Origin of the sequence: Rhodopila sp. (assembly GCF_965277825.1) — a bacterium.
Taxonomy (GTDB): domain Bacteria; phylum Pseudomonadota; class Alphaproteobacteria; order Acetobacterales; family Acetobacteraceae; genus Rhodopila.
On the sequence record NZ_OZ255846.1, the window covers coordinates 145,607 to 155,848 of the forward strand.

General features: G+C 64.8%; 11 protein-coding genes. 6 read left to right on the top strand and 5 right to left on the bottom strand.

Features of this window, described 5'->3' with window-relative positions; all coding sequences use genetic code 11:
- Nucleotides 1–14 precede the first annotated feature (14 nt).
- A complete protein-coding gene (locus tag ACQY4T_RS01225; protein ID WP_428536521.1) occupies nucleotides 15–1,097 on the bottom strand; it encodes a sensor histidine kinase in 1,083 nt (360 codons plus the stop codon).
- Nucleotides 1,098–1,112: 15 nt separating this feature from the next.
- A complete protein-coding gene (locus tag ACQY4T_RS01230) occupies nucleotides 1,113–2,411 on the bottom strand; it encodes a hydantoinase/carbamoylase family amidase (RefSeq protein ID WP_428536523.1) in 1,299 nt (432 codons plus the stop codon).
- Between the two features lie 104 nt (nucleotides 2,412–2,515).
- Between ACQY4T_RS01230 and ACQY4T_RS01235 the strand changes: the two genes are divergently transcribed.
- Entirely contained in the window at nucleotides 2,516–3,343 is an 828-nt protein-coding gene (locus tag ACQY4T_RS01235) for a class II aldolase/adducin family protein (protein ID WP_428536525.1), read from the top strand.
- Nucleotides 3,344–3,710: 367 nt separating this feature from the next.
- Here the strand turns inward: ACQY4T_RS01235 and ACQY4T_RS01240 are convergent, their stop codons facing one another.
- Complete coding sequence (locus tag ACQY4T_RS01240) at nucleotides 3,711–4,451, bottom strand: cyclic nucleotide-binding domain-containing protein (protein WP_428536527.1); 741 nt, start codon at nucleotides 4,449–4,451, stop codon at nucleotides 3,711–3,713.
- Nucleotides 4,452–4,603: 152 nt separating this feature from the next.
- Here ACQY4T_RS01240 and ACQY4T_RS01245 point away from each other — a divergent pair, with 152 nt between their 5' ends.
- From ACQY4T_RS01245 to ACQY4T_RS01265, 5 genes are all read left to right on the top strand, one after another.
- Nucleotides 4,604–5,569 carry an NADPH:quinone oxidoreductase family protein gene (locus ACQY4T_RS01245; protein ID WP_428542639.1) on the top strand — a complete coding sequence of 322 codons (966 nt, stop codon included), beginning with the start codon at nucleotides 4,604–4,606 and terminating at the stop codon, nucleotides 5,567–5,569.
- Nucleotides 5,570–5,959: 390 nt separating this feature from the next.
- On the top strand, nucleotides 5,960–6,379 hold the full coding sequence (locus tag ACQY4T_RS01250) for a Zn-ribbon domain-containing OB-fold protein (protein ID WP_428536529.1): 420 nt from the start codon (nucleotides 5,960–5,962) through the stop codon (nucleotides 6,377–6,379).
- A gap of 4 nt (nucleotides 6,380–6,383) precedes the next feature.
- Nucleotides 6,384–7,526, top strand: a complete 1,143-nt coding sequence (locus ACQY4T_RS01255; protein WP_428536531.1) for a thiolase C-terminal domain-containing protein — start codon at nucleotides 6,384–6,386, stop codon at nucleotides 7,524–7,526.
- A gap of 20 nt (nucleotides 7,527–7,546) precedes the next feature.
- Complete coding sequence (locus ACQY4T_RS01260; protein ID WP_428536533.1) at nucleotides 7,547–8,740, top strand: CaiB/BaiF CoA transferase family protein; 1,194 nt, start codon at nucleotides 7,547–7,549, stop codon at nucleotides 8,738–8,740.
- Nucleotides 8,741–8,746: 6 nt separating this feature from the next.
- Nucleotides 8,747–9,109, top strand: a complete 363-nt coding sequence (locus ACQY4T_RS01265) for a hypothetical protein (RefSeq protein WP_428536535.1) — start codon at nucleotides 8,747–8,749, stop codon at nucleotides 9,107–9,109.
- Between the two features lie 29 nt (nucleotides 9,110–9,138).
- Here ACQY4T_RS01265 and ACQY4T_RS01270 read toward each other — a convergent pair whose 3' ends face one another.
- Both ACQY4T_RS01270 and ACQY4T_RS01275 read right to left on the bottom strand, forming a co-directional pair.
- A complete protein-coding gene (locus ACQY4T_RS01270) occupies nucleotides 9,139–9,309 on the bottom strand; it encodes a hypothetical protein (RefSeq protein WP_428536537.1) in 171 nt (56 codons plus the stop codon).
- Nucleotides 9,310–9,330: 21 nt separating this feature from the next.
- Nucleotides 9,331–10,191: a WD40/YVTN/BNR-like repeat-containing protein gene (locus ACQY4T_RS01275; RefSeq protein WP_428536539.1), complete on the bottom strand. Its 861-nt coding sequence runs from the start codon at nucleotides 10,189–10,191 to the stop codon at nucleotides 9,331–9,333.
- Nucleotides 10,192–10,242: the final 51 nt, after the last annotated feature.

Genomic DNA, 10,242 nt, shown 5'->3' on the forward strand with positions numbered 1-10,242 from the left:
AACGATCGCCGCGCCTACGCGACCTGATGATCCGCCGCCGGCAGCGACAAGCTGACGGTCGCACCCGCGCCCGGCCGGTTGCTGGCGGTCATCCGTCCGTTCATCGCGCGAGCCAGGCGACGGCTCAGCGCCAGCCCCGTTGCCCCCGCCCCGGGCAAGGCGTAGCCGTCGGTCCGCGTTTCGTCGAAATCCAGCGCCACCTCGGAGGACAGGCCGTTGCCGGTATCGCTGACGGACGTGGTCACGGTGTCGGCGCTGCGCGCCACCGACAACGAAACGGTACCCCCGGGCGGGGTCAGTCGGACCGCATTCGCCAACAGGTTGTCGAGGATGCGCCGCATCGCCCAGGAATCGCCGATCGCCGACGCCCTGTCGGGATCACGATCGGGGTGCAGGGCGATGCTGACCCGTCGTTCATCGGCCGCCGGGCGAGCGTCTTCAGCGGCATCGCGGGCGATCTTGACCATGTCGATGGTCTGCTGGAGCAGCTTGCGCTCTTCGATCTGCGTCAGGTCGAGCAGATTGTCGATCGTCGCCAACAACCGCCTGCCATCGTTTCGGACTTGCCCGAACGCCTCGCGCTGATCCGGCTCGCTGGCAGCCATGGTCAGGCTGAGCACGCCAAGCAGGCTGTGCAGCGGCATTCTGATCTCCTGGCTCAAGTTGGTGAGGACGTCGGTCTTGATGCGTTCGGCGGCTTCGGCACGCCGCGTTTCGGCTGCCAGGCGGTCCTGGATGCCGCGTGCATGATGCACGAAGAACGCGGTGACCGCGATCGCCAGGATCGACAGGACACGGTTGCCCACCATGTCCGGCAGGTCGGCTTCGACGACCGGAAAGAATGCCCCTACGAAGACCAGCATGCAGGCGATGGAGGTCAGTATCCATAGGCTGAAACGGCTCTTGTGGAACACCGCGGTGGCGATCAGCGGCGCATAGATGATCCCATAGGCCAGGGTGTTGTCACGACAAAGGTCAAACACGAAGGCAACGCCGCTGAAAACATAGAGCACCGGCACCAGCCAACGAGCGGAGCGTCCGCCAGCAACTCGCCGGGACGTTTGGTCGGCTGCTTCGGTGGAACCCGCAAGCGGCATGAACAATTCCGGGACTTATCGGTCGCGACCGGTCAAGCCAGTTACGACCCACTGAATCAGGACGCATGCACCGTCAAGAAAATCCTCGATATTCATTGCTTCGTCCGGATTGTGGCTGCCGTTCTCGTTGCGGACGAAAATCATCCCCATCGGCACCCCGGCCGCGCCGAAGGCGGCGGCATCGTGCGACGCCGGGCTGCCAATGTGCAATACGTCGATCTCTTGCGTGCTTGCGGCGGCCTCCAGTCCGCCGAAGACCGCCGGATCGACCGGCCCGACTGCGGCCCGTGCCGCCGTTCCCAGGTGAAATCGAACCGCGCGCCGCTGCTCGATGCCTTGAATGATCTGCCCGACTTTCTCTTCCAGGCCGGCCAGGATGGTCTGACCATAGGCGCGAACGTCGAGGCTGAAATGAAACGCGCCTGGCACGATGGTCATGCCGTGCGCGGCCGGGTCGGTGTGGAAGCGACCAAACGTGCAGGCCATCGGAATGCCGCTCGCGTCGTGCTCGGCCCAAACCGCGTCGAGCGCCATGGCGAACTCCGCCCCGGCCATCGCCGCGTCATGGCGGAAGCGGCGAGGCAGGCCGACATGGTCGTGACGCCCCTCGATCCAGGCATCGGGATAGCGGAAATTGCCCGGGATTCCGGTGCAGATCGCCACCGGACGCCGCGCCTCGACCAGGCTTGGCGCCTGTTCGATATGCAACTCGACATAGGCGCGGATGTGCGCTGGATCGAAGTGGCGCGCGCGGGCGCGCAACGCGTCGGGATTACCGCCGCAGTCGGCGATGTGTTCGCCCAGGGTCCGGCCGGTATCGACCCGGCGGACATTCAGGGCACCGTCCGGCAATGTGCCAAGACTGCCTCGGCTGCCGATATAGGAGACTTGGAACCAGACGCTTTCCTCGGCCCGGATGCCCATCACCACGATGTCGCAGTCCGGCGTCAGGCGCATCGTGCGCAACGCCGCCACCGCCGCCAGCCCGGCCAGCACGCCCGCGGCACCATCGAAGTTGCCGCCATGCGGCACTGAATCCAGATGCGAGCCGATCACCAGCGGCGCCGCTTTCCGGTCGCGGCCGGGCAATGTCATATACAGATTGGCGGCGGCATCGCGGCCGATCTCCAGTCCCAGCGCATGGGCTGCTTTGGTGACCGTGACGTGCGCCCGTTGCTCACCGTCGCCATAGGGATCACGAGACACCCCCGGTTCATCCAGCCCGTCCTGCCGAAGCTGGTCGAACAGCGCCAGCATGGCATCACGTTGGGCATGGACCGCGGCCCTGATCGTGTCTGGCTCCGGCGTGCCCATCGATGCTCCGTCACGAACTGTCTGGCGGTATTATTGGCCTTGATGGCGGCAGCGGCTAGTGTCCCGGCAGTTCACCGCACGATGCGGCGAACCAGGGAACTGAAATGTCCTTCTGTTTCTGCCACGGGCCTGGGTCACTCGGCCGTCGCGGTTTCCTCACCGCGGCGGTCGCCGCCGGCGTCGAGCCCGCGGCTCGGGCGCAGGCACCGCTGGCCTCGGCCGGGCCGCCGAATGCGGCGCTGCTCGACGATCTGGTCGCGGCCAACCGCATCCTTTACGACCAGGGCGTGGTCGACGGGTTCGGCCATGTCAGCGTCCGGCACGACAAGGCCCTCAACCGCTATCTGCTGTCGCGCAGCATGGCGCCCGCCCTGGTCACCCGCGACGACATCATGGAATACGATCTGGACAGCGTGCCGGTTCAGCCGCGCGGCCGTACCTCGTATCTTGAACGGTTCATCCACGGCGAGCTGTACAAGGCGCGGCCCGACGTGATCGCCATCGTGCACAGTCATTCTCCGGCGGTGATCCCATTTGCCGACACTGCGGTGCCGCTGCGTCCAATGAATCACATCGCCGGTTTCCTGGGAACCGGCGTGCCGGTGTTCGAGATCCGTGACACCGCCGGACCCGCCACCGACATGTTGATCCGCAATCCTTCGCTCGGCCACGCGCTGGCAGCGACGATGGGCGATCATTCGGTCGTGTTGATGCGCGGGCATGGATCGGTCGCCGCCGCGCAGTCGATCCGCCATGTCGTGTTCCGCGCGGTGTATACCGAGGTCAACGCGCGGATGCAGGCCGAGGCGATGAAGCTGGGACCCATAACCTTCCTGAATGCCCAGGAAGCCGCCGCCGCCACCAAGACCAACGATGCCCTTGTCGATCGGCCGTGGGAATTGTGGAAGCAGCACGCCATGGCAAAGACCTGACCGCGATGCTCCGATCCGAATAACCTCCGATGACGGCGACGTGCTGCGCGACACCGCCGTCCGGCTGTTTTCAGACCTACTGCGATGCGGCGACGCAACGCTCTGCCGATCAGGGTCGCCGCAGAGTGGGCTGCGGTAGCGGACGCCGGACTGCACCGCGCGCTGGTGCCGGATACGGCGGGCGGCTTTGGCGTCACGGTGCCGGACGCGCCGTCGCGGCTGAGAATGGCAACCGGCTGCTTGGCCGCCACATGCCCCAGGGTCGGAACCGACAGGCTGTGGGCGGAGGTCACGGCGGCATAGGCCCTGGCCGCGGCGGCGATGGACGCCCGGAGCGCCGCACCCCGGCACCGGCGAAGTTCGACGATTACGCGAAGGCGTCGTCCGGTTCCGAATAGGCCTTCAGACTGGCGATGTCGTGCAGGATGACGCGCGCACCATGCGTCTCCACCCCGAAGCCTCTCAGCGCGGCGAACGCCCGTGACAGGTTCTCCTGCCGGCAGCCGAGGCGCGCTGCCAGCAGCCGCTTGTCGAACGGCAGCCGCAGCGACGTCGCGTTGGCCTGGCGCTCAGTGTTGAGCGACAACAGGTAGCAACCCAGCCGTTGTGCCGTCGTCCGCAGCTTCAAATCGCAGACCTGCCGCACCAGCGCGTGGAATTCGTTGGCCTGGGCGCGCAACAGAGCAGTGACCAAAGATGGTTCCTGCTCCACCAATGCCAGCAGTCCATGCGCATTGATCAACAACAGGCGACTCGGCGTGACGGCACGCACACCTAGCAGTCTTGGCAGACGCGCCAGCAGGGTGGCGAGGCCAAGTGTTTCGCCGGAGCGGATCACCTCCACCACCGCGGTGGTGCCGTTCGCGGCGGTGCTGGACCCCGCGAGCTGTCCGTCCAGCACGATGATCAACTCGTCCGCTGCGTCGCCCTGGCGGCAAATCTCGTCATTCTCCGCCACGTTCACGACCTTGCTGATCGCGGCCAGTCGATCCAGCACCGGATTGGGTAGGTCGCGGAGTATCGATGCTGTGCGCAAGGTCTGCAGAATCTCGGAGGCGTCGGGGTGGCTAGATCCCTCGGCTTCGATCAGCGTGGCTGCATTGGACATGAGAATCGCGCCGTCCTTGGGATGCCGCGGATGCGGCGACTGTTCTTCCAAAGCGATTTGACCACAATCAGGCCAAGCGAGGAAGGTTTCTACCGAGGGCAGCGCCTGATACTGTCTGTTACGATAACCAGGGAGATTGGTTCGTGAAAGCAATGGTTTGCGAGCGGTTTGGTGGACCCGACGTGCTGGCACAGCATGAGCTTCCCGATCCGGAGGCGCCGGGCGCCGGCGAAATCCAGGTCCGCATCGCAGCCCGTGGCGTGCAATACGTCGATGTCTTGATGCTGGCCGGAAAATACCAGTTCCGCCCCGAACCGCCGTTCATACCCGGCGGTGAGGCCGCCGGCGAAATCGTCGCGGTCGGCCGGGGAGTGACCCAATTCGCGGTTGGCGACGCGGTGATGTCGCGCCACACGCTGGGTGCCTTCGCGGAACTGGCCAATGCGAAAGCAGCGCTGTGCGATAAAATCCCGCCAGGCCTGGCCCTGGCGCAGGCCGGCGTATTTCGCGGTGCTTACACGACGGCTTATCACGCTCTATTGCAACGCGGGCGACTGAAAGCCGGCGAGTGGGTGTTGGTGCATGGCGCCGCGGGCGGCATCGGCATCGCCGCCATCCAGGTCGCCAAGGCGTTTGGTGCCAAGGTCATCGCCACCGCAGGCAGCGACGCGAAACGCACGGCGTGTCTGGAAGAAGGCGCCGACCAGGCCATCGACTACCGCTCCGGCTTTGTCGAGCAGGTGAAGCAACTGACCGCCGGGCGTGGTGTGGACATCGTCTATGATCCGATCGGCGAGAAGGTCGCCGAGGAATCGCTGCGCTGCCTGGCATGGGGCGGCCGATTGTTGATCCTGGGCTTTCTCGGCGGCGGCCCAACCAATATCAAAAGCAACTATCTGCTGATCAAGGGAATCGATGCCATCGGCGTGCGGATCGGCGGCCTCAACGAGGCCGACCCCGAACTTGCCATCGCCAATATGAAGGCGCTGATTGGCCTGGCTGGGCAAGGCAAGCTGCGTCCGAGGATCTCCCACACCTTCCGTCTGCAGCAGGCGGCCGAGGCGCTTCAGGTGGTGATTGATCGACAGGTGATCGGCAAGGCCGTGCTGCTGAGCTGATCGACACCGGAGCCGGTGTTCTGCTCCAGAAGTCCGCCGCATAAATCTTGCGCACGCGCTGCGTCGAGGGCATCGAGGTCGACCGCGTGCGTTGCGAAAGTCTGGTTCGCGACAGCATCGCGCTGCTGACCGCACGGCTTCCCGCGTTGGCAACGAGGCGTCGCCGGCGTGGCTCAGCGCGCGTTGGCGGAGCGTTCAGGCGCCGAACATCGTATTGGATCAGAAACTTCTGACGGAAGCTCAACCCAATGAACTGCTGCAACTGGAGGCGATGACGCGGCCGTCGCGCGCCAAGGCGTGGGTGGCGCGGACCTAGCCGCTTGCGGCGCTGGTTGCCGGTCTGCAATGCCTGGCTTAACGTCTCACCCACCAATCGGAGGACGACGAACAATGGCGACACCTGGACGCGCTTTGCCGCAGCCGACGCCCGAAACCCAGCATTTCTGGGACGGCACCAAGGCGAACCAGTTGCTGCTGCAGCGTTGCGATGAATGCAGTAAGGTGTACTTCCCGCCGCGGCCGTTCTGTCCGGTTTGCGCGTCACGCAAAGTCTCGATCACCAAGGCCAGCGGCAAGGCAAAGCTGCACAGCTACGTCATCCATCATCGCCCGGTGCCGGGCTTCACCCCGCCCTATGCGATCGCCGTGGTGGAACTGGACGAGGGACCGAGGATGATGACCAACATCGTCGAATGTGAACAAACGCCCGAGAAGCTTGTGCTGGATATGCCGGTGGAGGTGGTGTTCGAACCGCAGACCGATACCATCACGCTGCCCTTGTTCCGCCCGACCTCTTCGGTGAAAGGCTGATCCGATGCCGCACAACACCGTAGCCGTCGTCGGCGCCGCCGAAACCACCAAGATGGGCGTGATCAACGATCTGTCGCAGATCGGACTGCACGCCGACGCCGCGATGAACGCGATGGCCGATTGCGGCCTGAAGCCGAAGGATATCGACGGCATCGCCACCGCCGGTGAAACGCCGGTGCAACTGGCGCACTATCTGGGCATTACCCCGACCTGGATCGACGGCACCGCGGTGGGCGGGTGCAGCTTCATGATCCATGTCCGCCATGCCGCCGCGGCGATCGAATCCGGGCTGGCAAAGACCATCCTGATCACCCACGGCGAATCCGGCAAGTCGCGCATCGGCAATCCGCCGCGTTCGGTGCATCCACAATCGCTGAACGGACAGTTCGAGCAGCCATTCGGGCCGATGGGACCGCCCAGCATGTTCACCATTCCGGTGCTTCGCTACATGAAGACCTATGGCGTGACCGAGGAACAGATCGCCCAGGTCGCCGTCGTGCAGCGCGAATGGGCCTCGAAGAACCCGCGGGCGACGTTTCGCAACCCGATCACCACGGATGACGTGCTGAACAGTCGGATGATCGCCTATCCGTTTCGTCTTCTGATGTGCTGCCTGGTGACCGATGGCGGTGGCGCGTTGATCCTGACCTCGGCCGAGCGCGCGAAGGATTTCCCGACCAAGCCAGTTTATGTTCTGGGCACGGGGGAAAGCGCGGAAACGCCGCTGGTCAGCCAGATGGAGGATTTCACCTCGTCGCGCGCATTCCGCGTTGCCGGCCCGACCGCGTTCAAGGAGGCCGGGATCACCCACAAGGACGTCGATCACCTGATGATCTACGACGCCTTCGCGCATCTGCCGATCTACGGACTGGAGGACCTCGGCTTCCTGCCGCGCGGTGAGGCGGCGGGGTTCATCGCCGGACGCAACACCGCCCCGGGTGGGTCATTGCCGTTGAACACCAACGGCGGCGGGTTGTCCTACATGCACTCCGGCATGTACGGCATGTACGCGCTGCAAGAGAGTGTGCGCCAGATGCGCGGCGTCGCGCCGGCGCAGGTATCCGGTGCGAAGATCTCGGTTTGCCATGGCGTCGGTGGAATGTTCGCCGCTTCCGGCACCATCATCTTCAGCAACCAGGCGCCCTAGCGCTTTTGAGGGAATCGCCCATGGCCGAAAGCCTGTTTACCGGGCTGAAAGTCATCGACTGCGCAAGCTGGATCGCCGGCCCGGCAGCGGCGACGATGCTGTCCGACTTCGGCGCCGAGGTGATCAAGATCGAACCCCCCGGCGCCGGCGACCCATGGCGCGCGTCGCAGCCGATCCCCGGAAAGACCGTCGACTACTACTGGCAGTTGACATCTCGCAACAAGCGCAGCCTGGCACTCGATCTGAAGCACGCCGAGGGCCTGGCCGTGCTGCGCCGCCTGGTTGCTTCAGCGGATGTTTTCATTACCAACTTTCCGCTGCCGGTTCGCGATCGGCTTGGCATGGCCCCGGCCGACCTGACCCCGCTTAATCCGCGGCTGATCTACGCGTCGTTCACCGCCTACGGCGAGGCCGGCGAGGAAGCAGCCAAGACCGGATTCGACTCGACAGCGTATTGGGCGCGCACCGGCTTGATGGACATGGTTCGCGCCGATGAAGCCACCGTGCCGTCCCGCTCGATGCCAGGGATGGGCGATCATCCCAGCGCGACCGGACTGTACGCGGCAATCGTCTCGGCCCTGTATCGGCGAGAGAAGACCGGGCTCGGCGGCGTCGTGCGGTCGTCACTTCTGCAGAACGGATTGTGGGCCAATGGCTGTGCTGTGCAGACCCGGTTGTTCGGCGAAGACGTGGCGTTGCGTCCGCACCGTGACGACGCGCCGAACGCCCTGGCGAACCATTACCGCTCGCGCGACGGCCGATGGTTCATCATGGCACTGTTCAATGAGCAGCGTCAGTTGCGTTCCTTCCTCGGCGCGATTGGCCGAGAGGAATTGACCGATGATCCCCGCTTCGCGACGCCGGCTTCTCGCAAACAGCACGCCAGGGAACTGGTGATCATCCTGGACGAAGTTTTTTCCAGGCGCGATCTGGCGGAATGGCGGACAATCCTGGACGGCGTCGGAATAACCTTCGGGATCGTCGCCACCGTGAATGAGGCGCTGGACGATCCGCAGATGCGTCATTCCGGTGCCTTGGCGCCGTTCGGCGACGGCCACGGGCTGACCGTGATGACTCCGTTCCATATCGACGGCGTCGAGAAAATCCCGCCGGCCCGAGCGCCTTCTGTCGGGCAGCACAACGAGGCCGTGCTGCTGGGTGCGGGTTACAGCGCTGAAGACGTCGAACGTCTGCGCGGCCTGGGCGTGGTGTAGATCGGCTTGCTTTCTGTCGCCGTCTGGACCTTGACCGTGGCGGTCGCCGCCGGAACCCTGCTGGCGCTTTGGCATCTGCGCGCTATCGATGGTGCGGGCGGACCGCCGCTTGCCGCCGGTGTGGCCCACGGTGTTGTCGGAGCACTGGGGCTCGCGCTGTTCTTGCTGTCGCTGCTTGGGGGTCCGGCCAGGGGAGCCGCCACCGGCGTGGCATCGTTCGGTGCGTTGTCGGCCTGGTTGTGCGGCGGCGCGCTACTCACCGGCGTGGTCATGTTCTGGCTGAAGCGCAAGGGACCGGTGATGGCGATCCATGCCGGCGTCGCCATCAGCGGTTACGTCCTGTTACTGGCGTGGAACGCGTTGGGCTAACGCCGCGGGTTACCCCAACGCACGGCACCTTACCCGACGGCAACCGAATAGATGTCCTTCACGCCCGACGGCAACGGCAGGGACTCCCACGTCGCGCCGCCATTCTCGGTGCCAAAAATCTCTCCGTCATAGCGGGCGCCGATATAGACTTGATCCGGATCGGTATGATGCACCGCCACCGACATGATGGTCCCATGCACCTGCACCTTGTCGAAACGTTTCTACGTCGAACCCTTGTCGGTGCTGCGATAGATGGCTCCGTCCTTGCTGGACGCGGCCACGCTGAGCGCCGCATAGAGCGTGCTTCCGTCTTGCGGCGAAACCTTGATGTCGCGCCCGTAGGTCGTCGGTGAGAACCGCCCGACCTCCATGTCCTGCCAGGTTTTTCCGCCATCGCCGGTTTCGAACAGGCCCATCCGTACCGCCACGATCACCTTGTCAGGGTCGGCCGGGCTGATGGCGATGGCGTGACCGTCCAGCATGCCCTCGTTGTAAGTGTCGCTGACGATCTTGCTCTTCAAATGCGGCTGTTGCGCCAGCCGGATCAGGTCTGAACTGCAATCGCTCCAGCTTTCCCCGCCGTCGGTGGTGCGCATCACGCCATTCACCTCGAGTGCCGCGAAGATGGTGCCGGGCTTTGCTGGATGTTGCGCCATGCGCATGACGCGGCAAGCGAACGGCATCACCGCGCGATCGGGCATGCCGGGATCGGGCAGCTTGCGCCAGGTCTCGCCGGTGTCCTCGCTGCGATACATGCTGATCGGAGAGCCGCCGGCGTAGATCAGCTTGCGATCGTTCGCGTCCACCAGGAACGACCAGATCTGGATGCCCTTGTCCGGAAAATTCGTCCGCTGGAAGGTCTTGCCGCGATCCGTGCTGCGGTACACCCCGTCGGCGGTGCCGGCGAAAACAACGTTCGGATCGGTCGGGTGGATGTTGACGGTATAGGTCTCCTGATCCGCCAGCGAGTGCTCCCACCGCCCGGTCTCCGCCCCCCGCGTGAACACCCCCACCGTTCCCTGCTGATCCGCTCGGCCGACATAACCCGCGACGCCGGCGTAAACATTGGACTTGCTCGCCATGATCCGCTCCCTTGGTTCGTCTCTCGCGGCACGCTAAGCCGGTTTTGCCGT

Coding starts and splice junctions, on each gene's coding strand:
- ACQY4T_RS01225 (WP_428536521.1), bottom strand. CDS start 1,097: ATGCCGCTTGCGGGTTCCACCGAAGCAGCCGACCAAACGTCCCGGCGA.
- ACQY4T_RS01230 (WP_428536523.1), bottom strand. CDS start 2,411: ATGGGCACGCCGGAGCCAGACACGATCAGGGCCGCGGTCCATGCCCAA.
- ACQY4T_RS01235 (WP_428536525.1), top strand. CDS start 2,516: ATGTCCTTCTGTTTCTGCCACGGGCCTGGGTCACTCGGCCGTCGCGGT.
- ACQY4T_RS01240 (WP_428536527.1), bottom strand. CDS start 4,451: ATGTCCAATGCAGCCACGCTGATCGAAGCCGAGGGATCTAGCCACCCC.
- ACQY4T_RS01245 (WP_428542639.1), top strand. CDS start 4,604: ATGGTTTGCGAGCGGTTTGGTGGACCCGACGTGCTGGCACAGCATGAG.
- ACQY4T_RS01250 (WP_428536529.1), top strand. CDS start 5,960: ATGGCGACACCTGGACGCGCTTTGCCGCAGCCGACGCCCGAAACCCAG.
- ACQY4T_RS01255 (WP_428536531.1), top strand. CDS start 6,384: ATGCCGCACAACACCGTAGCCGTCGTCGGCGCCGCCGAAACCACCAAG.
- ACQY4T_RS01260 (WP_428536533.1), top strand. CDS start 7,547: ATGGCCGAAAGCCTGTTTACCGGGCTGAAAGTCATCGACTGCGCAAGC.
- ACQY4T_RS01275 (WP_428536539.1), bottom strand. CDS start 10,191: ATGGCGAGCAAGTCCAATGTTTACGCCGGCGTCGCGGGTTATGTCGGC.